At 30.4% G+C, this 23,024-nt stretch carries 20 protein-coding genes; 4 read left to right on the forward strand and 16 right to left on the reverse strand.

Annotated elements, in window-relative coordinates:
• Window positions 1-63: 63 nt before the first annotated feature.
• The gene (locus tag JL193_RS02285; protein WP_207971324.1) at window positions 64-1,362 is read right to left on the reverse strand and encodes an IS1380 family transposase; all 1,299 of its coding nucleotides are present in this window, start codon (window positions 1,360-1,362) and stop codon (window positions 64-66) included.
• 104 nt (window positions 1,363-1,466) lie between these two features.
• On the opposite strand from JL193_RS02285, the gene JL193_RS02290 reads away from it, so the two are divergent.
• Window positions 1,467-2,201: a response regulator transcription factor gene (locus tag JL193_RS02290; protein WP_302849922.1), complete on the forward strand. Its 735-nt coding sequence runs from the start codon at window positions 1,467-1,469 to the stop codon at window positions 2,199-2,201.
• A gap of 49 nt (window positions 2,202-2,250) precedes the next feature.
• On the opposite strand, the gene capB is transcribed toward JL193_RS02290, so the two are convergent.
• From capB to JL193_RS02305, 3 genes are all read right to left on the reverse strand, one after another.
• Window positions 2,251-3,498 (reverse strand): cysteate-C-fatty acyltransferase, encoded by a 1,248-nt coding sequence (gene capB / locus JL193_RS02295; RefSeq protein WP_207972295.1) that lies wholly within the window; start codon window positions 3,496-3,498, stop codon window positions 2,251-2,253.
• Between the two features lie 296 nt (window positions 3,499-3,794).
• Window positions 3,795-4,790 carry a cysteate synthase gene (gene capA, locus JL193_RS02300; protein WP_207972296.1) on the reverse strand — a complete coding sequence of 332 codons (996 nt, stop codon included), beginning with the start codon at window positions 4,788-4,790 and terminating at the stop codon, window positions 3,795-3,797.
• Between the two features lie 102 nt (window positions 4,791-4,892).
• Entirely contained in the window at window positions 4,893-7,007 is a 2,115-nt protein-coding gene (locus JL193_RS02305; protein ID WP_207973360.1) for a S9 family peptidase, read from the reverse strand.
• Between the two features lie 147 nt (window positions 7,008-7,154).
• Here JL193_RS02305 and JL193_RS02310 point away from each other — a divergent pair, with 147 nt between their 5' ends.
• The 3 genes from JL193_RS02310 to JL193_RS02320 all read left to right on the forward strand — a co-directional run bounded on the left by JL193_RS02310 (window position 7,155) and on the right by JL193_RS02320 (window position 10,997).
• Window positions 7,155-7,478, forward strand: coding sequence for a YbaB/EbfC family nucleoid-associated protein (locus tag JL193_RS02310; RefSeq protein ID WP_207972297.1), 324 nt, complete (start codon window positions 7,155-7,157; stop codon window positions 7,476-7,478).
• Between the two features lie 133 nt (window positions 7,479-7,611).
• On the forward strand, window positions 7,612-8,265 hold the full coding sequence (locus JL193_RS02315; protein ID WP_207972298.1) for a hypothetical protein: 654 nt from the start codon (window positions 7,612-7,614) through the stop codon (window positions 8,263-8,265).
• 98 nt (window positions 8,266-8,363) lie between these two features.
• A complete protein-coding gene (locus JL193_RS02320) occupies window positions 8,364-10,997 on the forward strand; it encodes an AsmA-like C-terminal region-containing protein (RefSeq protein WP_207972299.1) in 2,634 nt (877 codons plus the stop codon).
• A gap of 205 nt (window positions 10,998-11,202) precedes the next feature.
• On the opposite strand, the gene JL193_RS02325 is transcribed toward JL193_RS02320, so the two are convergent.
• The 12 genes from JL193_RS02325 to JL193_RS02380 form a co-directional block, all read right to left on the reverse strand.
• Window positions 11,203-11,649 (reverse strand): DUF5362 family protein, encoded by a 447-nt coding sequence (locus tag JL193_RS02325; protein ID WP_243456810.1) that lies wholly within the window; start codon window positions 11,647-11,649, stop codon window positions 11,203-11,205.
• A 252-nt stretch (window positions 11,650-11,901) separates the two neighbouring features.
• Window positions 11,902-13,593: a hypothetical protein gene (locus tag JL193_RS02330; protein WP_207972300.1), complete on the reverse strand. Its 1,692-nt coding sequence runs from the start codon at window positions 13,591-13,593 to the stop codon at window positions 11,902-11,904.
• A gap of 139 nt (window positions 13,594-13,732) precedes the next feature.
• The gene (locus JL193_RS02335) at window positions 13,733-14,254 is read right to left on the reverse strand and encodes a hypothetical protein (RefSeq protein ID WP_207972301.1); all 522 of its coding nucleotides are present in this window, start codon (window positions 14,252-14,254) and stop codon (window positions 13,733-13,735) included.
• Window positions 14,255-14,480: 226 nt separating this feature from the next.
• Window positions 14,481-15,716 (reverse strand): DUF6638 family protein, encoded by a 1,236-nt coding sequence (locus tag JL193_RS02340; protein WP_207972302.1) that lies wholly within the window; start codon window positions 15,714-15,716, stop codon window positions 14,481-14,483.
• 16 nt (window positions 15,717-15,732) lie between these two features.
• On the reverse strand, window positions 15,733-16,371 hold the full coding sequence (locus JL193_RS02345) for a hypothetical protein (RefSeq protein ID WP_207972303.1): 639 nt from the start codon (window positions 16,369-16,371) through the stop codon (window positions 15,733-15,735).
• 58 nt (window positions 16,372-16,429) lie between these two features.
• Window positions 16,430-17,017 (reverse strand): NUDIX domain-containing protein, encoded by a 588-nt coding sequence (locus tag JL193_RS02350; protein ID WP_207972304.1) that lies wholly within the window; start codon window positions 17,015-17,017, stop codon window positions 16,430-16,432.
• Window positions 17,004-18,965, reverse strand: a complete 1,962-nt coding sequence (locus JL193_RS02355; protein ID WP_207972305.1) for an AAA family ATPase — start codon at window positions 18,963-18,965, stop codon at window positions 17,004-17,006. Before JL193_RS02355 ends, JL193_RS02350 begins: the two co-directional genes overlap by 14 nt.
• A gap of 208 nt (window positions 18,966-19,173) precedes the next feature.
• Window positions 19,174-19,533 (reverse strand): four helix bundle protein, encoded by a 360-nt coding sequence (locus JL193_RS02360; RefSeq protein ID WP_207972306.1) that lies wholly within the window; start codon window positions 19,531-19,533, stop codon window positions 19,174-19,176.
• A 157-nt stretch (window positions 19,534-19,690) separates the two neighbouring features.
• A complete protein-coding gene (locus JL193_RS02365; protein ID WP_207972307.1) occupies window positions 19,691-20,728 on the reverse strand; it encodes a hypothetical protein in 1,038 nt (345 codons plus the stop codon).
• Window positions 20,729-20,730: 2 nt separating this feature from the next.
• Window positions 20,731-21,063, reverse strand: coding sequence for a type II toxin-antitoxin system PemK/MazF family toxin (locus tag JL193_RS02370; RefSeq protein WP_207972308.1), 333 nt, complete (start codon window positions 21,061-21,063; stop codon window positions 20,731-20,733).
• 6 nt (window positions 21,064-21,069) lie between these two features.
• Window positions 21,070-21,306: a ribbon-helix-helix domain-containing protein gene (locus JL193_RS02375; RefSeq protein WP_207972309.1), complete on the reverse strand. Its 237-nt coding sequence runs from the start codon at window positions 21,304-21,306 to the stop codon at window positions 21,070-21,072.
• Window positions 21,307-21,500: 194 nt separating this feature from the next.
• Window positions 21,501-22,844 carry a microtubule-binding protein gene (locus JL193_RS02380; RefSeq protein WP_207972310.1) on the reverse strand — a complete coding sequence of 448 codons (1,344 nt, stop codon included), beginning with the start codon at window positions 22,842-22,844 and terminating at the stop codon, window positions 21,501-21,503.
• Between the last annotated feature and the right edge of the window lie 180 nt (window positions 22,845-23,024).

Raw genomic sequence — 23,024 nt, forward strand, 5'->3', positions numbered from 1 at the left:
TGATTATTGAAACCACCAATGCAATAGATGATAATCCTTCTAAAATTAAACCCGCATTATGCATTAGGAATACACAAAAGGAGGACTTAAATCATTAATTTGGGAAAATAAGCCATCCATCCAAGGTCTTTTTTTAGTGTTTAAAGCAATCTTTAAGACCTTTCTGTTAGCATGATTTACTGTCCAAGCTCCTAATGCAAAGCAATAGACTTTTAGGGTTTTTAAAGTTGCTCGATTATGATGATTTAAGGCAAAATGTCTAAACAAACTCATTAGGTTATAAGCCACCATAATGAATCTAAAGGAAGCCTCAGTTGCCCAAAAATCCTTTAAACAAAAGTTATCTAATCCAAAGTCTTCTTTGAGTTCTTTGATTCTGTTTTCACAATCAGCTCTGGTGTTGTAGATATTCCAAACTTGGTCTAGCGGTAAATCTAGATTGGTTACATAGCAACTAAAACGATAACCAGGCAGATCATCAAAAAGTAATTTTCCAGCTGCTTTTGGACGATCTTCTACTTTCTTTTTTATGACAATATAGCGCCTTGACTTACCATCTGTATGGTTAAAAATCATCTCATTAAGCTCAATTCCTTTTGTGAGTTCTATCCAATTATCCAAACCCCAAACTGCATTTTTTATATTTGGGTACATACGTGCTGCCATAATGTAATTGAGTTGTTTGCCTTCTAGATAATCTAATAAATCTTGTGTGTAAAAACCACTATCTGCACGAACTAAACCAACTCTTTTGTCCTTTAAAGCTTCATTGAAGGTTTCTTCCATAAACTCTTTACAGCTACTACTATCTGCTGTATTGCCTGGTCTTAACCAAGCATTGGCAACCATTCTGGTTTGGCTTACAAAGGCCATTAATGGGTGATGTGAGTTCCTGCCTTTTTTATTGGGATTATAACCTTTTGCGCTACCTTGTTGCTCTCCATATCTTGTAATAACTGTGCTATCAAAATCTATAGTTAAGTTGTCAACATCTAATTGCTTGAAAAACCAATGTTGCAACTTTGGAAATACTTCTGTATTGCGCTTTTGAGAAAACTTGCCAAAAAAACGACTATAGGTACTTTGTGATGGCATACGATTCCATCCAAAAATATCTTGCAATGTGCTATCATAACGTAACCAATCACAATGGATATAACGAGAAGCTCCTGTCCAAATACTCAACCAAAAAGCTTCAGTTATATGTGCAGGATTATAACCTGCATTAGAGCTTGGTTGAGGTAAATCTAATTGTGCTAGTTGTTCTCTAATTTCTGTTTGATCAATAAAACGCTTCATTAAGCTCATCCCTCCAAAAGGGGTGACTTTCTTACTTGAATACTCAATAGGGAGATTAACCATTTGGGTTATGTGTTAAATTCGCTATAAAGCTAATAATCATAAGCGTTTATACAAAATTTTAAATCATCTATTGCATAATTCAGGTTAAACCTATACTTCTTATTATTGAAGACCATTTCGAAATTAGAAACCTTATTAAAAATAACTTTGCCAATAATTTTAAAATTATTACCAGTACCAATGGCTTAGAGGGGAAAGAAAAAGCTTTTAAAGAGATACCAGATATAATTATATCGGATATTATGATGCCAAAACTTAATGGATTGGAATTATGTAAAATTTTAAAAACAGATAGTAGAACATCCCACATCCCAATTATTCTTTTAACCGCTAGAGGCTCACATACCTTTAAAGTCGAAGGGTTTGAATATGGTGCTGATGATTATGTAACCAAACCTTTTAATATTGATATTTTAAATGTTCGGGTTAAAAACCTAATAAAATCTAGGCAAATTTTAAGAGATAAGTTCAAAAAAGAGGCACTATTAAACCCCAAAGAAATTGCGATTAACAATGTTGATGAAGTTTTTATCGAAAAAGTAATTAGCATTATAGAAGAAAACATCTCAAACTCAAAATTTTCTGTAGCCGACTTTGCTTTAAGTATTGGTATGAGTCACTCTGTTTTATACAGAAAAATCTTAGCCATTACTGGGCAAACCATTACCGAATTTATCAAATCTATAAGGCTCACTAAAGCAGAACAGCTTCTACTTGAAAGCAATCATCATATTAATGAAATTAGTGACATGACTGGATTTCCGAGCGCCAGTTATTTTACTACCTGTTTTAAGAAAAAACATGGGTTTCCTCCTAGTGAGTTTAAGAGAGATAATTAAATTGGTTTAACTTCTTCGTATCTCTACAATCTTATAATTTAACTATAGACTACACCAATGTTGCTGCAATCTTTTTATACGTTCCGTCTTCTAATTTTTCTCTAATTGCAGAAAAAGCGGTAATGGTTTCATCAATATCTTCTTGTCTATGTGTTGCTGTGGGTATTAACCTTAAAATAATTAAACCTTTTGGTATAACTGGATATACAACAATAGAACAGAAAATTCCGTAATTTTCACGTAAATCGTTTACCATTGCCATTGCTTCTGGAATGTCTCCTTTTAAAAATACCGGAGTTATACAGGTTTGTGTGGTTCCTAAATCGAACCCTGCATTACGCAAACCAGACTGTAAAGCATTGGTGTTTTGCCACAATTTTTCTTTTAATTCTGGCATGGTACGAATCATTTCTAAACGTTTTAAAGCTCCTTTAACCATTGCCATTGGTAATGACTTTGCAAACATTTGAGAACGCAAATTGTATTGTAAGTATTGGATTACATCTTTATCTCCTGCTAAAAAAGCACCAATTCCTGCCATCGATTTTGCAAATGTTGCAAAATATACATCTATATCGTCTTGAACGCCTTGTTCGAAACCAGTTCCTCTGCCTCCTTCTCCTAAGGTTCCAAAACCATGCGCATCATCAACCAATAATCTAAAATTATATGTTTTTTTAAAAGCGACAATTTCTTTTAAACGACCTTGCTCTCCACGCATTCCAAAAACACCTTCAGAAATTACTAATATTCCTCCTCCTGTTTTTTCTGCCATTTTAGCTGCACGCTTAATGTTCTTTTCGAAACTTTCCATATCGTTATGTCGATACACAAAACGTTTTCCAGAATGCAAACGAACACCATCTATAATACAGGCATGTGTATCCATATCGTACACAATAATATCGTTTTTAGTAACCAAAGCATCTATGGCAGACATGATTCCTTGGTAACCAAAATTTAATAAATATGCTTTCTCTTTATCTACAAACTCTGCGCATTCGCGCTCTAATTTTTCGTGAAAAGGGGTATGTCCAGACATCATTCTTGCACCCATTGGGTATGCCATTCCATGTTCTAAAGCAGCTTCTCCATCGACCTTTAAAACTTCTGGATGATTTGCCAACCCTAAGTAGTCGTTAATACTCCACGTAACTACTTTTTTACCATTAAAAGACATTCTGTTAGAAATTGGACCTTCTAATTTAGGAAAAACATAATATCCTTCTGCTTGCTTTGCCCATTTTCCTAAAGGTCCCTTATCTTTTATAATTCTATCGAATAAATCTACCGCCATTTTCAACTGTTTTTGAGCGCGCAAAGGTAAGAAATAAAAATAGTTATTCAAATTGAGAAAAAATTCATGGAATTTTAGGTTTTTGAGATTGATTTTATAAGTTAATATACAGAGGTTCACAGAGTAATTACACAGGGGGTTATGGAAATTTTATCTGCGAAACAATTTGGTTTTTATAATTTTAAAAAACATAAATTTTTCGTATTCTAACAAATTGTTTCGTCAAATTAGACGCATTTCAGCATAAAAAATTTGCGTTTTTGTAAGAGAAAAAGACATGAATACGATTTCGTATTTTAAAGAAATCCTTGTTTTTTCATCCAAGAATCTTTGTAAATTTTATTTTGATACCGAGAACCATGATCTGGGAAAATTAAAACCACAAAACTATGTTCATCAAACATATTTAAGGCTTCGTATTGTTTGGTGGCTTGGATTACAGCCCCAGAAGTATAACCACAAAAAAGACCTTCTTTTTTAACCAGCTCTCTTGCAGCAAAAGCAGATTCTTTATCAGATACTTTTTCGTAAACATCTATCACATCGAAATCTGTAGCTGTAGGAATTAGTGTTTTACCTAAACCTTCAATTTTATAGGGTTTAATTTCATTGGTATCGAATTCACCTGTTTCGTGGAATTTTTTTAATACAGAACCAATGGCATCTACTCCTAAGATTTTAATATTTGGGTTTTGTTCTTTTAAGTATTTTCCTGCTCCAGAAATGGTACCTCCTGTGCCACTTGCAGCGACCAAATGTGTAATTTTACCACCTGTTTGTTGCCAAATTTCTGGCCCCGTACTTCTATAATGTGCCTCTATATTTAATTCGTTAAAATACTGGTTAATGTAAACAGAATTCTTCGTTTTTTTATGAATTGTTTTGGCAACTTCGTAATAAGATCTTGGGTCGTCTGCAGCAACATTTGCAGGACAAACATGCACTTCTGCTCCCATCGTTTTTAGCAAATCTATTTTGTCTTGTGAAGATTTATCACTTACGGCCAAAATGCATTTGTAACCTTTTACAATGCTTATCATTGCCAGGCTAAAACCTGTGTTTCCAGAGGTAGTTTCTACAATTGTTGCTCCTTTTTTAAGAATTCCTTTTTTTTCTGCATTATTAATAATGTGCAAAGCAATTCTGTCTTTTGATGAATGACCAGGGTTAAAAGCTTCTACCTTTGCAAAATAAGAACCTTTTAAATTCTTAGTAATTTTTCGAAGTTTAATTAATGGAGTCTCTCCTACTAATTCTAAAATACTATTATTTATCCCCTTATTTTTAATCATTCTATCTTTTCTCGAAAAAACCTCACAGGTTTTAGAAATTTGTGAGGTTTTCTTTTACCGCTCGCAAAAGTACATTTTTCGAATTGAAATATAAAATTGATTTTAAGGCTTTATAGGTTCTGTACCCAATTTATTTTCTAAAGCCAAGAAAAAAGTATAATCTTTGGCGGTTTCTTTTAAGGCGTCGAAACGCCCTGAAGCTCCTCCATGACCAGCTTCCATGTTTGTTCTTAACATTAATAAATTCGTATCTGTTTTTAGCTCTCTTAATTTTGCTACCCATTTTGCAGGCTCCCAATATTGCACTTGAGAATCGTGAAAACCAGTAGTTACCAACATATTAGGGTATGCTTTCGCAGCTACTTGATCGTAAGGAGAGTACGATTTTATATAATCGTAATATTCTTTATCATTTGGGTTTCCCCATTCGTCGTATTCTCCTGTGGTTAAAGGAATGGAATCGTCGATCATTGTAGAAATTACATCTACAAAAGGCACTGCTGCAATAACTCCGTTGTATAATTCAGGATTCATGTTAACAATTGCCCCCATTAACAAACCACCTGCAGACCCCCCCATTGCATATAAATGTTTTGGTGAGGTATAATTGTTTTTAATTAAGTATTTAGAACAATCTACAAAATCGTTAAAAGTGTTCTTTTTGTTTAACATTTTTCCATCTTCATACCATTCCCTGCCTAAATATTGGCTTCCACGAATGTGGGCTAAAGCATACACAAAACCTCTATCTAACAGGCTTAAACGTGTTGTAGAAAATCCATCAGGAATTGTATAACCATAAGAGCCATAGGCGTATTGTAAAAGTGGCGTATTCGCATTTAACTCTGTATTTTTATGATATACCAAAGAAATGGCTACTTTTTTTCCATCTCTTGCTGTTGCCCAAACACGTTTACTTTTGTAGTTTTCTTTTTTAAACTTTCCTCCTAAAACTTCTTGTTCTTTTTTAATTTCCTTAGATTTAGTTTCCATATTAAAATCGATTACAGAAGCTGGTGTTGTAAAAGAATTGTAGGAATAACGAATAATATTGGTGTCGAAATCTGGATTCGAATATACGTTTACAGAATAGGTTTCTTCATCAAAAGGTAAATAATAATCTTCTTTTGCGTCCCAACGTTTTATACGAACTTTGTTTAAACCATTGTTGCGCTCTTCTAACACTAAAAAGTCTTTAAATATCGAAAAATCTTCCAATAAAGTATCTTCTCTATGTGGTATTACGTCTATCCAATTTTCTTTTTCTGTTTTAGAAACGGGTGTTTTCATTAATTTAAAATTAGTGGCGCCATCTTTGTTTGTTAGTAAATAAAAGTCATTTCCATAATGCGCTACACTATACTCTAAATCTCTTTCACGAGGTTGTAGCATTTTTAAATTACTTGTTGGCTTGTTTGCATCTAAAAACTGAGCTTCTGTAGAGACTGTACTGTAAGAACCAATAATTATGTATTTATTTGATTTTGATTTTGTTACATAAGTACTAAAGGTCTCGTCTTTTTCGTGATATACTTCTACATCTTCTAGAGAAGAGGTTCCTAAAACATGCCTATATACTTTAGAACTTCTTAAGGTTATTGGGTCTTTCTTTGTATAAAAAAACGTTTTATTGTCATTTGCCCAAACAGAACCACCAGTAGTATTGTCTATAATATCTTTATAAATTTCGCCAGTTTCTAAGTTTTTTACACGTAAAAAATACTGTCTTCTACTCACAGTATCCGTGGCAAAAACAACCAATTTATTATCCTTAGAAACATTTAAACCTCCTAATTGATAATAATCGAAATCTTTTGCCATTTCATTTACATTAAACATAATTTGTTCTTCGGCTTCTAAATTCTCTTTTTTTCTACTATAAATAGGATATTGCATTCCTTTTTCGTAACGTGTTATATAAAAATATCCATTATCTTTATAAGGCACAGAAGCATCGTCTTCTTTAATTCTACCTTTCATTTCTTCGAATAATTTCGCTTCGAAATCTTTGGTATATGCTGTAACTTTATTGTAATAAGCATTTTCTGCCTCTAAATAATCGATTACTTTTTGAGTTTGTTTGTCGTTTACTTCTGTAAGCTTTTGTTTATCAGACAAACGCATCCAAAAATAATTATCGATTCGAACATCTCCGTGTTTTTCTAAGGTAGTGGGTTGTTTGTATGCTATAGGTGCTTTTGCATCTGTATTCTTCATGGTTTCATTTTTACAAGCGACAGCAAAAATAACACTTAATACTATAGGTAATATAAATATTTTCTTCATTTTTAATGGGGTTGAATTCAACGTAAATTTAGTAAATTTGCAACGAAAACAACTATTAAATTAAATTCAAAAAAAATTATGTTCGGAGATATTTCAGGAATGATGGGTAAATTAAAGGAAGCGCAACAAAAAGTGGAGGAAACCAAAGTAAGATTAAACTCTGTTTTGGTAGATGAAACTTCTTCTGACGGAAAAATAAAAGTAACTTTAACTGCAAACAGACAAATTAAAGCAATTTCTATAGACGACTCTTTACTTACAGATGCTGAAGAATTAGAAGATTATTTAATTCTTACATTAAATAAAGCCATCGAAAAAGCAACTCGAATTAACGAAAATGAAATGGCCATTGCAGCAAAAGCAGGAATGCCCAATATTCCAGGAATGGATATGTTTAAATAAGAAAGAAGAATTAAAATCGCTTCGCTACAGGTTTAAGAATAAACACCTGATTGTTAATATTTAAAATAAAAAATATAGTATAATTTTATGCTGATTTTAATACGAGTTATGGTTAATACTGAAGTGAATTAATATGAGATTTTTAATTGTAATTATTATAATTTTAGTTGTTGTAATAACAATTTTCTCTTTTAACAAAAAATTTAAGGGAATTAGAAAGCGATATAGCAATGGAATTGATTTCTATTTTACCCTAATAGCAACAATTATTGGAGTATTGTTAGCCTTTTATTTCTCAAACCTTGCCGAAAAAAGAAAAGATAAACAATATGTTATTGACATACTAGAAATATCAAATAGTAATGTGAACCAAAACATAGAAGAAAATAAAAATCTTATTAACTTGTACCGACAAGTAAAATTAGACTCTCTAGATGTTGCAATTAACGCTTTAAATTACCCAACCTTTACAGAAGAAATAATTTTCGCTGATTCTAAAATCAGTCAATATATTTCTAAGGAAACCTACAAATCTCTTTTATCTCGATTTGAGGCTTCAAAAAAAATGAGAAACCTGTTTCACACCTATTCTTTTAAGCAAAGTAGTTTGGTTGCAGAACAGTATAATTTAACATTAACTAGGATTTCTAAAGACATTGAATTAGAAATTGAACTACAAAAAGGCGCTTTGAATGAGGTTGAAGTGAAAAAAAAGAATGATTCTTTAAATAAAGCTTTTAAAGAGAAAATAGAAAAAATTAGTCAAAATCCTATAATAAAGAAATAAAGTACTAATCAACAGATCAAAAAGTTACATTTAACATCATTTAAGCAAAAATACCTCTGTGAAAGAGGTATTTTTGTTTTGTAATAATACGTATAAAAATGAATCATAAAGAAAAAGCAAAAACACCTACTGCTAAAAAAATACTAAAATGGATTGCCATTGTGCTGCTAGTTTTACTAATTGGGCTAATTTCGATTCCGTTTTTGTTTAAAGATAAAATTGTTCAAATGGTTGCGAATACTGTAAACAATAATATACATGCAACTGTTACATTTACAGCAACCGATTTAAGTTTGTTTCGGAATTTTCCTTTAGCAAGTTTAAAAGTAAACAATATTGCTGTTATAAATAAAGAACCTTTTCTCGGAGATACTTTATTTAATGCCAAGGAATTAAACCTAAATTTAAAAATTACAGAACTTTTTAAAAGTACGAACGAAACTTTAGAAATTAAAAGTATTTCAGCAGAAAATGGTAAAGTAAATATTATATTTAATAAAAACAGTATTGGAAATTACGACATTGCTTTAAAAAAAGAAACGACACCAAGTTCGTCAACCGAAAGTTCACTTTCATTAAACATTCAAGAATATCAATTAGAGAATATGCACTTTCGTTATATTGATGAAAGTTCTCAAATGAAAATGAGTTTAGACAGCATTTATCATACAGGAAAAGGAAATTTCGCAAAAGATATTTTAGATTTAGATACAGAAACGTCTGCAAAATTGTCTTTTGATATAGAAAATGTAAATTACATTAAAAATGTATCTGTAAAATTAGATGCTATTTTAGGAATCGATTTAAAAAACTTAAAATATACATTTAAAGAAAATACAGGTTACATCAATCAATTGCCTTTAGAATTCGAGGGTTTTATTCAGTTGGTAGAAGAAAATCATCTGTATGATATTGCATTTAAAACGCCAACGTCTTCTTTTAAAAACTTATTGGCTTTAGTTCCAAAACAATATTCAGGAAATTTAGCATCTGTAACCACAGAAGGAAATTTCGACCTTAATGGAACTGTAAAGGGAAGGTATTCGAAAACCACCATTCCGAAATTAAACATTTCTTTTACCTCTAAAAATGCCATGTTTAAATATGCAGATTTACCAAAAGCAGTACAAAATATTAATTTAAACGCCAATATTATCAACAAAACAGGCCTTGCAAAAGACACCTATATTGCTATAAATAATACGTCTTTTAGAATTGATAAAGATGTTTTTAATGCAAGCGGAAATATTTCGAATATTACAGAAAATGCAAATATTAACCTAAAAGCAAATGGTACGATTAACTTAGCCAACCTTAGCAAAGTATATCCTGTGAAGCTCGAAAACCAATTAGAAGGAATTTTAAAAGCAGATGTTACTACAAATTTCGATATGAATTCTGTTGACAAAGGCAATTACCAAAATATTAAAAACAAAGGAAATATTACTGTTTCTAATTTTAAATACAAAGGAGAGGATGTTGCAAATGAATTTCTAATTGATAAAACTTCTGTAACATTTAATACAAATACCATTAAATTAGAAGAATTTAAAGCAAAAACGGGTGCTTCTGACTTAGATATTTTTGGAAATTTAGAAAATTTTTACGGTTATTTATTTAAAAATCAATCATTAAAAGGAAATTTCACTTTAAGTTCAAACAATTTTAAAGTAGATGATTTTTTAGCTAAAACTGAAGAAAAAACAAATACTACAGATTCAAAAACCTTAAAAATTCCTGCTTTTTTAGACGTACAATTAAACGCAAAAGCCACAAATGTAGTGTACGACAATATTACTTTAAAAAATGTGGTCGGTAATTTACGGGTAAAAGATGAAACTGTAAATTTACAAAATGTAAGTTCTAATATTTTTGATGGCAAAATCGATTTCAACGGAAAAGTTTCTACAAAAGGAAATCATTCGAACTTTAAAATGGATTTAAAACTGCAAGAATTAAACATTGCAGAGTCTTTTTCTCAATTAGAAATGTTAAAAGCCATTGCTCCTATCGCAGAAAGTTTAGAGGGTAAAATAAATTCTACCATAAATGTTTCTGGAGATTTATCTGAAGATATGACACCTGTTTTAAAATCGATTTCTGGAAATTTATTAGGTCAATTATTAAACACCAAATTAAAAATAGCCAATTCTAAAGTGTTAAGTACCATTGGTTCTAAAGTCGATTTTTTAGATGTAAGCAAACTAAATTTAAACGAAGCAAGTGCATTATTTACGTTTAATAATGGTGAGGTTTCCGTAAAACCATTTCATATAAATTACAAAGATATTGGTATTGATATTAACGGAAAACATGGTTTTGACAATACCATGAATTATGATATTGTTTTTAACTTACCCGTAAAATACTTAGGCCCAACTGTTACAAATGCCATTGCAAAATTAACGGCAAAAGATGCCAATGAAATTAAAACAATTCCTGTAAATGCTAATTTAAAAGGAAGTTTTTCAAACCCTAACTTTACCACAAACATTAAAGATGCCACTTCTAATTTAATGAAAACCATTATAGAAAAGCAAAAACAAAATTGGGTTGATAAAGGAAAAAATAAATTGTTAGATCTTTTGGGAGGGAGTAAAGACAAAGCAAAAGATTCTACAAATACAAATGAAACGACAAAAGATAAGGTAAAAAATGTTTTAGGCGGACTTTTTGGAAAGAAGAAAAAAGATACAGTTAAAAATGATTCTTTAAAAAAGAAAAATCAATAGAAAGAGGCTGTCACAAAAGTAAATTTAACGGTCATTGTAAGCATTCCTAAACTCAAAATATATTTTGATTGAAAGTAGCTAACGAAGTTATCGAAAAATATAAAATACTAAAATTCAATAAATAAGATTTCTCCATTATAGTCGTAATGACAAATTTTAAGACTTTCGAGGCAGCTTCTTTTTATGTTTTAAAAAATACCATTTATCAAGCAAAAGCAACACCTACCATTGCTAGTACAAAAAATAAAAAGTAAAGCGATAAAATTATAATTGTAAAAACTCCTAAAAATTTATAGTGAGACTTTAGTTTTTCGAAAGCATTTGCCAAATCTTCATCGTTTTTAGATCGCAATGCTGTTTTCATCTTTGTAGAAAATTGAAATAAATAATACACTGGAAAAAAGTAAATCAAAGCCAAGATTAAATATGTAATTGTCATTACAGGACCAAAATCAAAAGGCATTGTTTGTGTTTCTGGTAAGTTATTAAATAATGTTCCAGCAAAAAAACTGAATACAACCATTAATGCTAAGCCAATAAATCCTAGAATAGACAAAAAATAGGTCCATTTTGCAGTTTCTCTTAAAAAGTTTTTTGCAGAACTCGTTAATGTTAATTCTTCTAATTCTGTAATTGCATTTTGCATAATCATTTTTTTTAGTTCGTGTTTTTCAAAAATAATAAAAAAATTATAATCAGCTCATACCATTTATTATTCGAAATTCTAGTTTTACAAATGTTCTCTAAACTTCGTTTGCTACTCAGTAATGCTTAAACGAATAAATTTTTGATTTTAAAATAATTTTATATTTTTTTATATTGTAATTTTTATATCGAACTCAGGTTCTTAAAAAGAAGAGATAAAAATTGAGCAACGAAAGCTAAAAATAGCTCTACAAAAAAACTATTGATTGATACGAATAGAATCTATTTGTTTTTGCAAACGTTGAATTTCTTTTAAATTCTTTTCTTTTTTAGAAATCAACTGAATGGAATCTAATATTGCCTGGTTTTTCTCTAAAACGGTTAGTTCTTTTTCGAAATAAATATTTTCTCCTTCACTGGTTCTCCAAGCTTCATTTAATTGCTTATACACCTCTTCGTTCCAAGTACTTGGTTTCTTCGCATTTATCCACACAACATCTCTATATTCGCTGTCAACCAAAGCTAAATCTGGTGTTGCAGAACCATCGAACTGGTTCGGATTATCGTTACTAATCGTAGAAACTGTGCCTAAAAAGAACATACGTTTTCTACCTGCAATATTTTTAATATAAGGTCTAAATTCTACTGGTGAATTGGCATTCCAATCGTATTCTTTTTTAGATTCTTTTACTTTTAAAGGCATTGCAGAAACACCTGCGTAACCTTGTTTTTTTGATGCATGATCGTAATAATACAACTTATCTGTACCATCTGCAGGAATAAAAACACTGTAACTTAAACTGGTTCTTTCTTCTCCAACTGGCTCTAAACCAAACCAATGATACAAACCACTGTAAGCTCCTGTTTTTGTATCAGAAAAATCGAAATCGGTTACATAAGGTTGTTCATTTTGGTCTTTTGGAGCAACAGGAATTTTTACAGCACTTTTCATATTCCAAGGTAATGGATCTGAAAAACCTGCTAAAAACTTTAAACTTTCGGCTTGTAAACGAGAAACTTTTTCCGACAAGGTGTTTTGTTTTCTTAAATATTCGTAGTTTTTCATTTCTTCTGGAGAAATATAGGTTCCTTTTCCGATGGTAATTCGTTCTAAATAATCGTTAAAATTATGTTCTCCATTATCAACAACCATTACACCTCCAAAGCTAGGGTATGGAAAAAAGAAGCCTTTCCATTTTATTAAACTTACCACTTGCACCCAAGCACCTTGGTCGTTTTTCATATAAAACGTATCACTTGGTTCGTAATTAAACAGCATCCAAAGATTAAATCGCTGAACAACTGCATTGTAAGTATTTCTACTGAATTTTAGAGATTCGCCAATTGAAAAGGTAACTGGAATTCTATTTTCGCTCGAAAACCGTGGAAATGGTGTGGTGCTCGATACTGAAAAAACTTCTTCTGTATTGTCTTTTAACCCTTGCCAATAGTATTTTTCTGTTGGTTGAATTGCCATTGTCCATTGGTTGTTTCCATCTACTCGTACCAAATGGGGTAAAGAAACATCTTTGGTTTCACCTACAGATTCGTTGGCCATCGAAAAAATGTTTCTTAAAGGTTGAATTCTCTCATTTTGAGTTAGAGGAAGTTCTACAATTTCGATTCTTTTTAAATCGTTAAATACATTGTAGGTTTGCATATAACTGTACATTTTCGACTGAAAACCTACATAATAAATGGCTCCGAAAAAGAGTGCTAATAAAAATAAAATTCCTATTCTGCTTCTTGTACTTGCCGATTTTCTAAATTTTCTTAATCCGAAAAATAATATGGCAAAACACAATAAAATAATAAATATAAACTTTCTAAAGAACAATAATGCTGGTTGATAATCGTCTCTTAAAAAGAATAACAACGCAATTATAATGATAGAAAATATAATTACTCTCTTTTTTTGTTTTGTTCCTTTATTCCAATAATTTTTTATCATAATTAGCCCATCTTAATCTTCCCAAAGGGGAGAAACTTGCAGTGTGAGCAACTGTGTTTTATAATTTTATACTTTATCTTCTAATTTAGAATTCAAAAGAAGAGTTTATAACTGAAAACTGTTACTGAAAACTGACTGTTTAAAGCAGCCCTTTATCCTTTAATCGTTCTCTTGCGCTCTTCTCTTCTACTTTTGGCTTTTCTATTTCTTCTTGTGCTTTTTTAATGGCAATTGGCTCTTCGCCTTTTATATCTTCAATAAAATCTTTTCCTTTTTCTAAAACATCGTTAAACTTTTCTTCTAAAGAATCTGATTGTTGGTCTATAATTGCCGATGATTTAAAAATAAATCCTGCCAAATAGGTACCCAGTAATGTACCAAAAATCATCGAAGCAAATAAAGAAATTGTTGCCAAATCTATAGGAATTAAAAAACGTGTAATTACAATTCCTATTAAAAAAAATGATACAATAAACACCAATCTTAAAAGGAAATTTTGCTGGTAAACAAACCCTTTTTTATCTGTAGGTTTCATTTGTAATTCTTTCGAATTCATTAATTTATTAAAAAAACGATATACTTTATTGGTTTGCGATTCTCTCCAGTAAATAATAATTCCGAATAGTATTGAAGCGATAAATATAATAAGTTCTAATGTCATGGCTTTTGAGTTTATATTTTTGCAAGGGGTTTAAACCCCTTGTCATATTATCTTTTTTGTTTCCTCCTGCAAGGTTTCTTTTAATCCTTGTAGATATCTTTATCTTTTCTTGTTGGTGTTTTTCTTTTTTAGATATGAATAAAATTATGAATTTTTATTGATTATTTTATATATCTACAAGTTAACTTTTTATATACCTACAAGGTTTTTGAAACCTTGCAGGATATTAATACCCATTCTTAATCGTTTCAATTACCCAATCTTGAACAGATTCATCCAATTTTTTAAATCGTTCATAAAACTGTTCTTTATCATACCAATATAAAAATAAAACATCTTTTGGAGCAATGTTTACCAACAAATACCAAATTAAATCTTGATTTGCCGCTTTTAAAGATGAATGTGGTTTGTTTAAAGCAACAAACAACTCGTCGTCTAAAACATCTTTTGCTTTTAATGTTTTCGAAAGCTTTTTCTTTTCTAAAAAGAGTTCTAAACCCATTACTTTTTTACGTGCATCAATATCTATTTTATTTAAATAGCTTTTAAATAAAATAGGATCTTCTAAAATGTCTTTTACTGGATGATTGGTTTCTTTTAAAAATTCTGAAAAAATGTATTTTTTAATTCTATCGTATCTTTTTCCTGAAACTTCTTCTTGCAAATCGAACTCTATAATATCGTAGCTTAATAATTTATCTATTAATTCTTTATGAGAGATATGATACATTAAAACATCATATACTGTATCGTTTATGGCTTCTTTGTACGTTGCTTTTTTTTCGAAAATTAAAATGGGTTTTACAAAATCTCTTAGTACAAAAATTCCGCCAAAAGCTTTGGTATAAAAAGAATCTGAAGGAAAAGTAATGGGTTCTAAATCTAAGGTTCTTTGTCTTAAATCGCCATATTTTTTTGCGGATGTTAATAATTGTTGATGGATATTTTCATCAATAAAATTCGTATCTTTCTTAAAGGTTTCAATTAATTTTAATTGCGTTGCTTTTGCAGCATCTAAATTATTGATTAAATGAAATTTAACATTAATTTCTTTGTATTTTAAAACATCTAAAGGTTCGTAAAATGTGTCTATATTTTGGTCAAAATCGATACAAATTGCGGAATCTCTTGTAATATTATTTATTTTATCTCCGTGTTTTCTAAAAACAATTTTCATTATTTCTTTATCAAAAGAATAAAACGGATTGTAAACAGGCAAGCCTTTTTGCAACGGAGTTATAACGATTGCGTGTGTGTTTGCTTCACCATTGTTTAAATAAAAATCTTCGTTTTTTTCTTCGGCAATTTCTGGGCTCCATCCTACTCCATCAATAGAAAAATTAGTGAGTTTTGTTGCTGAAAAACCTAATTTCAGTAAACATTTATTGTAACGTTCTACTAATTTTCCACTAATGGGAATGAGCTCGTTTCTGTATAAATTGGCTTTTTTTAGTTTTTGCATTTAAAGACTAATTTTACTAATTTTTTAAACTTGATATCTGTTTGTAATGAGTAACACTTGCTTTAAGTGATAAATCCCATTCCTCTACTTTAATTGATGCTATATTATTATCTCTTAATATTTTAATAGCTTCTTCAATTATATTTGTAATAGTTCTATATTTTGGAACTTTTAGTCCATAAACTTTTTTAATCGTTACACTGTTAGAGTTCCAAGAGTAATTATTTTTACCTTGTTTATATAACTTTTTAAAAATATAATTTGGTATAAATTGGTTTTGTTGCTTTGGGTTAAATAAAATTGTAATTTCTATCCATTTATTAGGGTAAGAATAGTCTCTTTCATCTGAAATAATTACATAATAATTTTCTACATACCCCGAAACTGAAACTTCATTATCATCAAATCCGTTGTAAATAAAGTCCTGAAATAAATCCTTTTTTATCGCTTTTTTCCTTTTATTAAAAGCTAATTTATCACCAAATTTATAATTTAAAGTTCCTAATATCAATGTTAGAAAAATAACTAAAATTGATAATCCAATTATCATATCAGAAAAATTATCTTCTTCATAATTAATTAAAATAATTGGCGCTACAAATATAAATGCTAATGCAAATATTGGTAAATAATATTTTAATATAACTGATTTCAACTGGTTGTAATTTTTTTTTAGACCTCACAGGTTTTAAAAACCTATAAGGTCTTGTTTACTATATTAATCCTTTCACTTTCAAATGATACAATAACATAATGGTTCTTGCATCTATAATTTCTTGGTTTTCTATCATTTTTAAAGCTGTTTGAAAAGAGGTTTCTAAAACTGTAATTTCTTCACTTTCTTCTGCCAAACCTCCTCCATTTTCAACTTTATCTTCATTGGTATATTTGGCAATGTATAAATGAACTTGTTCTCGCATTAAGCCTGGAGATAAAAAAACAGTACTTACTTTTTCGATTTCAGAAATATTATACCCAATTTCTTCTTTGGTTTCTCTAATCACACTTGTTTCTGGCGATTCGTTTTTATCGATTGAACCTCCAACAACTTCTATGGAAAATCCGTTTTTAACACCTGCAACATACATGGGGATTCTAAATTGCTTGGATAAAACTACATTTTTCGTGGTTGGATTGTATAATAAAACTGCAACTCCATCTGCTTTTCCATACACTTCGTGTGTTAAACGTGTTGTTTTTCCATTTTTAAAGGTAAAATCGAAACTAACTTGTTCTAACTTTGCCCAAATATTGGAAAGTACTTTTGAGGTTACGTTTTTAATTTTGTTATCTGTCTTCATTAAATGTTTTTCTCGCTTCTAAATCGATATTTAATTGATTGACTCTTGCATCTACTTTTCTCTTAAAATCGGTATCTGCAATGGTTGCAACATTGTCTAAATACCTTACCACTTCTTGTCTTCTAATTTCAGAAAAATCCAACCCTTTCATATTGGCTTTCATTAATTCTTGCAACATATGAAACTTTGTTTCGTAGTCTTTCTTAAAATAGATTTCTGGATTTTCGAACCAATCTGGTTCTAAATCGAAATCTGTTAATCGTAAGGAAATTGCAGACTGAATGTTACGTACATCTCTTGAAGAAAAAAACGGAAATATTTGCTGAATTTCTTTATACAAACTCGCAAAAAATAAATGCTGATTGGTTTTATGCTGTTTTTCGGCTTTATCATAGGCTTGCAAAACTCTTTCTTCGGAAGGTTTTTCTACAGAATTTAAAATATCTCCCATGCTTTTTGCCAAACCTTGGTCTTTTAAATATTGATAATTTTCTGGGTTTTGCATATTTACAAAATTGGGCATGGTTTTATCAAATTTCTTCCACCAAATATAATCTTGGTCTAAAAAGTCGTGTTTTGTTCTTGCACCATCAATTTTAAATCGTCCTTGTACACGAGAAATTACAGCTTTGTCTAACATTTCTGGTAAATTCGTAAATAAACCTATTGAGGAATTTCCATAATTTACGGCATAAGCACCTTCTGTATAACGTAAGAAAACGCCTATAACTTCTTTTACTCCTGCTGAAACGCCTTGCGCTGTTCTTTCTTGTAAATTATTTTCTGCATCGTCAATGGGCGCAAAAATTAATTTTGTGGGGTCTTGCATTGGCTTCATCCATTCTACCATTTTTTCTGCAGAACCTCCTTGAAAAGTACTGATTAAAGTATCTGGCATTGGATGAAACAAAAACGGAATATCTAAATTGTCTGAATGTTCTTTTAAACGAGTTGCAATCGCCGCAATTAGCATACTTTTTCCTGTTCCTGGAATTCCATAACCCATAAAAACGGGCATAAAACCTCCTAATTCTTGAAACGGATTTTTCTTTGCATCAAAATCGTAGCTCAACATTCTTTCTGTTAATCTACGGGCAAAATGTTTGGCATCTTTATTTCCAACAATTTGCTCGAACTGAATTTTATTAAACTCCACACTTTTTGCAGTCCCAGAAAAAACATTCTCCCAACCAGAAACTGCGAAATCGCTATTTTCTAATTTATAGGTTCTGTCTAAAATGGTTTCTGTATATTCTAAGGTGCTTTTTCGAAGCTGAATTTCATCAATAAACGCTTCAAAATACACCACTGTAAAATCGATTACATCTTTGTCTGTCTTTACAATATCTGGATGCCCTAAATATTTGTCGAAATAAAATAATGCACAGGCAATTCCCTTTAAAGGTGAAGTAAAAGATACTTCTGGAATGCCTGCAAACTTTTGCTTCATTACCGATAAATCGTCTGAACAATGAGGTTTTAAATCGTGTAAAATTTTATACGCAGTTGCAAATAATTGAAATGCAGTTGCGGTTTGCATTTTACTTTCAAATTCTCTTTTTCCACTAGAACCTAAAGCTGATTTCCGTTCGTTTAAACTTGATAAACCTGATGCATCGTAATAACTATCTTTTATCCAAATTCCTAATGTAATTCCTTCTTGAACAGCATATAAAGTCTGATTTAAATACACAGGAATTGCAATAGAATCTGGTAACAAACGTTTTTTTAAGCTTAAAATAGTTTTAGAAACGGATGTAATTTCTACATTACTGCCGCTATTTGCTCTTGACAAATACAGTAAAATGGAATCGTCTTTAGCGTCTTTATCTTTGTTTTTTGCTCTATTACTTTGTTCCCATTGAATGGATTTTAAATAGCCAGAAGCTTCATCGCGAAGCATGTCTAATTCGTTTTGTTTTATTGGGAAAGTTGAATTGTGTTCCATTGTTTAGTATTCAGTAAGCAGTCTTCAGTTAGCAGTTTACTATGCTTTTCTTACTCTGCTTGTTATTTTTTTAGTATTCAGTCTGCAGTTTACAGTAGGCAGTTACTCTACTGTTCTTACTTTGCTTGTTAATTTTTCTTCTTTAACTTATATTTTTTAATCTTTTTTTTTACAACCTCGCTAACTAAAAACTGCCAACTACTTATCATTACCTAAATTTATCGGGATTATTCATCATATAGTTTAAAAGTTTTCCAACTTCTTCACTTTTGCTTTGTAAATCTAATTTCTTTTCTTCGGAAATATATTCACAAGCAACTGCAAAGTCTAACCATAATTGAGTTTCAGAATTCTCACTATCAGCGTCAGAAATTTTACTTTTAAAATATTTTTCATATTGCCTTTTTCTATAACCTTCAGAAATATTTGAACATACAGAACGACTCGAACGAACAATTTGTGATGTCAAACTAAATAATTCAGACTTTGGAAAAGTTTTTGTAAGCTGAAAAATCTCCATTGCCAATGCAAAGCCTTTTTGATATGCTAATAAACTTTTAAAACTCATGTTTTTAGTATTCTGTTTTTTAGTCTTCAGTCGGCAGTCTTCAGTTGGTAATCTAACTCTACTTTCTTAAACTGCTATTTCGTTTTTTCTTATTTTTATTTATTCGACTTTTTTATTTTACAAACAAACTGACTGAAAACTGCTAACTGAAGACTGCTTACTTTAAAGAGCTCACTTCAATCGGGCTTTTCGCTAATTTATGCAGTACTTCTGGAGTTCTATTGTGCAATAATTGAATGATTCTGTGAGGTGCAAAAACATATTTTTGTTTGATAACCTCACTCCATTTTTGTAAAGTCTGCTTCGAAAAAAAACCACCTTCTGTAAAAGTTTCTCCAGAGAAAACTTCATCTATTTTTAGTGATAAAGCATATGATTCTAAAGGAATTTCTTTTTTTGAAATTCCGCTTAAAATAGCGTGTGTTATTTTATTTTCATCTTTTGCAAATACATTATGAAAGGGTCCTAAATCGATTCTTTTGATGTGTTTTGGCTGAATATCAGGTAGTTTTCGATCAATATTATACGCCATGGTATCTAAAGGCATTTGCCTATCTGCACTTTCTTTTAAGACCTGATAAATTTTTTCTTTATCTTTTAATGCATTTTTTCCTTCGTAATTAAAATACATATAACAAATGAAGGGCCTGTTATGACTTACATCATAAAAACTCCAACTTGTTATATATTCGTAGGAAGCATCTTTTGGAGCATCTAAAATTTTACCTTGTACAAATCTGTTGAAGATTAATTGTTGATCCACAGATTTATAATACACAATAGATGCTGCTTGAAACAGTCGATCTCTTCTTACAGGTTGCTTTTTCTTTAATAAGGTGTCTAAAAATTCTTCTTTTAAAGAATCGATATCTGTTAATTTGTGAATGTATTCGTTTTTTAATGCCAAATCGTTGTACAAAAAACGGAATTCTAAATAATTAGGAAAACCAGAATCTGTTAAATCGACTTTCATGTTATCTTCCTCATCATACATATACTTAATACGCATGGCTTCAATGGAATATAAAAGTAAATCGGAATATTGCTTAAAAATTAGCAATTCTTGCTGACTGCATAATTTTTCTTGCTGAATGCTTACAATGAGTTCTTTTAAGACAAAATCTACCATTTTATGGTAAAAAACGTATTGTTCTTTTGAATCTAAAAGTGCAGAATCTAAAGGTGTTGTAATCATTTTTAAAATTTAAGAATATCGTTTAAAGTTTTTTTAATTACCTCAACATCTTTTAAAGAAATTTTACCAATTTTTTTATCTAACCGGGTTTTTGAAACAGACCGAACATGAAAAGTTAACACTTCTGATGTTTTTTCAAGTCCGTTTATTTCATTTGGGTTTATAATAAGATTGCCTTTATAATTTTTAATACTCGTTGTTAAAGGGCAAACAATAACCACTTGTAAATATGCATTTAACATATTTCCACTAATAATTACTGCGGGTCTTCTTCCACTTTGCTCACTTCCTTTTGTCGGATTTAAATACAACTCCCAAATTTCGCCTTGCTTCATTTTGGGTTATATCTTATTAATATCGTTAAAATACTCCTGCATTCCTTCTTCTGCAATCGACAAAATATCTTTGTCTAAAGCAGCTTGTTTATAAGACTTTATATAGCTTGCTTTTTCTAATTGCTCTAAGTACAATTCTAACGCTTTTTCTAATAACCTGTTTTTTGGTAACTGTAATTCTTTTGCCAAATTAGACAATCTTTCTAGAAGATGGTCTGGTAATGATGATGTAAATGTTGCCATTTTATATTTATTTTTTACAAATATAATTTATATTTACGAAGTTTATTTAAAAACATTGTTTTATTTTGAAATGTGTTTTTGAGCTAGTGATTCAGTAGGTAGTCTTCAGTCTTCAGTAGGCAGTGTTCAGTCATCAGTCATCAGTCATCAATTTATAATTAATTTTAACTAATGACTGTAAACTGAATACTTTTTTAAGACAATAAATCGTCGTTTGAAGATTCTTTTTTTGGAGCTACAGTTGGCTCGTCATCATTTCCAGAAGGTGCATTTGCATCTGCTTTGTAATAATCTTCAAAAATTTCTTTCATATCGATTCCATATCTATCTGCAAAGTTTTTTTGAATATCTACATCTTTCTCACGTATTTCGTGTAATGCCTCTGCATAGGTACTGTAAACACCTTTCATTACTTTTTCATGAACGGGTATATTTTCCATCATATCTTGGCGTGCTCTTGCGCTTGCAGAATGCATAGAAGCCAAAGTTTCTCCGATATGTTCATCTGTTTTTACACCTAAATGCTCTAAAATTGCCGCAAATTCTTGATCAGTTCTTGCTTTTAAGGCTACTATATAACCATCGTAATATTTTAATCTTTCTTCTGTATCGCTCTTTAATTTTGCCCTGTGTGTTTGTAAATTAGAACGCAAAGAAGTTAATACTTTAATGGTTAAATTGTGTTTGTGCACAAAACTGTCTTTACTGGCTGCCAAAGTTGTATATGCATTTTTCAATCCTTCTAATTCTTCTACTTTTTGTTCAATTGATGTTACTTTTCCAATGGCCTCTGAATAGGCTGTAGATTGTTTGTCTGCTATTTCATCTAATTCTTGGCGTGCTTGTTTTAAAAGTGCATATTGCTCTTCTAATTTATCTTCTACTTCTTTCTTTTTTTCTAACGCTTTTGTATGGTTTTTGGAAGCTTCTACAATCGCTGTTTTTAGTTTTTCTTCTACTTCTTTAATCTCTACCTCTCTATTCTTTAAACGAGTAACTGCTGCTTGAGATTTAAAAGAAAGTTCGCCCAATAAAGTTTGAATATCTGCACTCTCTATTCGCTCTTGAAACATTGCTTTTGCTTTATTATCTGCGCCTGCTCTTACTTTTTCTGCTTGTGCAAATTCTGCTTCTTCTCTTTTAATTTTAGATTTTCTTCCCCACAAATTATTCCACCAAGTATCTGGTTTGCTTTTTGCGTCTTCTAATTCGATTCTTGCTCTTTCTAATGCTTTTTGAGCATCGTCTATTACTTTTTGTTCTTCTGCATTTAATGCCGAAAAACCTTCGAATTTAATACCAACTTCGTCTTGATAATCGGTTAAATCTTTAATGGCATCTAACAAAGTAGTTCTGTCTTGTTTTGCCATATCTACAACATCATCTAAAGTTGCATTTAATATTTTTTGGCGCTTTTCTGGGTCTTCTTCTTGAGACAATTTAGATTTCATTGTATCAATCGCTTTTCCCCAATTTACATCTACCTTTTCGGTTTTTTTTGTAGAATTTGTTTCTAATAAGTCAAAGTCATCTGCCATTTGTATTTCGTTTTTAAGTTGAACCTTTTTTTAAGTGAAGCAATTTCGTTAATTTTTTTTAATTATAACAAAATACTTTATACTATCTGTAGCTTTTTTTGATGGTTTGTTACAAGATTTTTTCTTTTTTTATGAATTTGATAAAAATATTCGTGTTTGTTTATTATTTTAAAAAAAATC

Source organism: Polaribacter batillariae (genome assembly GCF_017498485.1).
In the GTDB taxonomy this organism is placed as follows: Bacteria; Bacteroidota; Bacteroidia; order Flavobacteriales; family Flavobacteriaceae; genus Polaribacter; species Polaribacter batillariae.

Coding starts and splice junctions, on each gene's coding strand:
- JL193_RS02285 (WP_207971324.1), bottom strand. CDS start 1,362: ATGGTTAATCTCCCTATTGAGTATTCAAGTAAGAAAGTCACCCCTTTT.
- capB (WP_207972295.1), bottom strand. CDS start 3,498: ATGGCGGTAGATTTATTCGATAGAATTATAAAAGATAAGGGACCTTTA.
- capA (WP_207972296.1), bottom strand. CDS start 4,790: ATGATTAAAAATAAGGGGATAAATAATAGTATTTTAGAATTAGTAGGA.
- JL193_RS02305 (WP_207973360.1), bottom strand. CDS start 7,007: ATGAAGAATACAGATGCAAAAGCACCTATAGCATACAAACAACCCACT.
- JL193_RS02310 (WP_207972297.1), top strand. CDS start 7,155: ATGTTCGGAGATATTTCAGGAATGATGGGTAAATTAAAGGAAGCGCAA.
- JL193_RS02315 (WP_207972298.1), top strand. CDS start 7,612: ATGAGATTTTTAATTGTAATTATTATAATTTTAGTTGTTGTAATAACA.
- JL193_RS02320 (WP_207972299.1), top strand. CDS start 8,364: ATGAATCATAAAGAAAAAGCAAAAACACCTACTGCTAAAAAAATACTA.
- JL193_RS02325 (WP_243456810.1), bottom strand. CDS start 11,649: ATGATTATGCAAAATGCAATTACAGAATTAGAAGAATTAACATTAACG.
- JL193_RS02330 (WP_207972300.1), bottom strand. CDS start 13,593: ATGATAAAAAATTATTGGAATAAAGGAACAAAACAAAAAAAGAGAGTA.
- JL193_RS02335 (WP_207972301.1), bottom strand. CDS start 14,254: ATGACATTAGAACTTATTATATTTATCGCTTCAATACTATTCGGAATT.
- JL193_RS02340 (WP_207972302.1), bottom strand. CDS start 15,716: ATGCAAAAACTAAAAAAAGCCAATTTATACAGAAACGAGCTCATTCCC.
- JL193_RS02350 (WP_207972304.1), bottom strand. CDS start 17,017: ATGAAGACAGATAACAAAATTAAAAACGTAACCTCAAAAGTACTTTCC.
- JL193_RS02355 (WP_207972305.1), bottom strand. CDS start 18,965: ATGGAACACAATTCAACTTTCCCAATAAAACAAAACGAATTAGACATG.
- JL193_RS02360 (WP_207972306.1), bottom strand. CDS start 19,533: ATGAGTTTTAAAAGTTTATTAGCATATCAAAAAGGCTTTGCATTGGCA.
- JL193_RS02365 (WP_207972307.1), bottom strand. CDS start 20,728: ATGATTACAACACCTTTAGATTCTGCACTTTTAGATTCAAAAGAACAA.
- JL193_RS02370 (WP_207972308.1), bottom strand. CDS start 21,063: ATGAAGCAAGGCGAAATTTGGGAGTTGTATTTAAATCCGACAAAAGGA.
- JL193_RS02375 (WP_207972309.1), bottom strand. CDS start 21,306: ATGGCAACATTTACATCATCATTACCAGACCATCTTCTAGAAAGATTG.
- JL193_RS02380 (WP_207972310.1), bottom strand. CDS start 22,844: ATGGCAGATGACTTTGACTTATTAGAAACAAATTCTACAAAAAAAACC.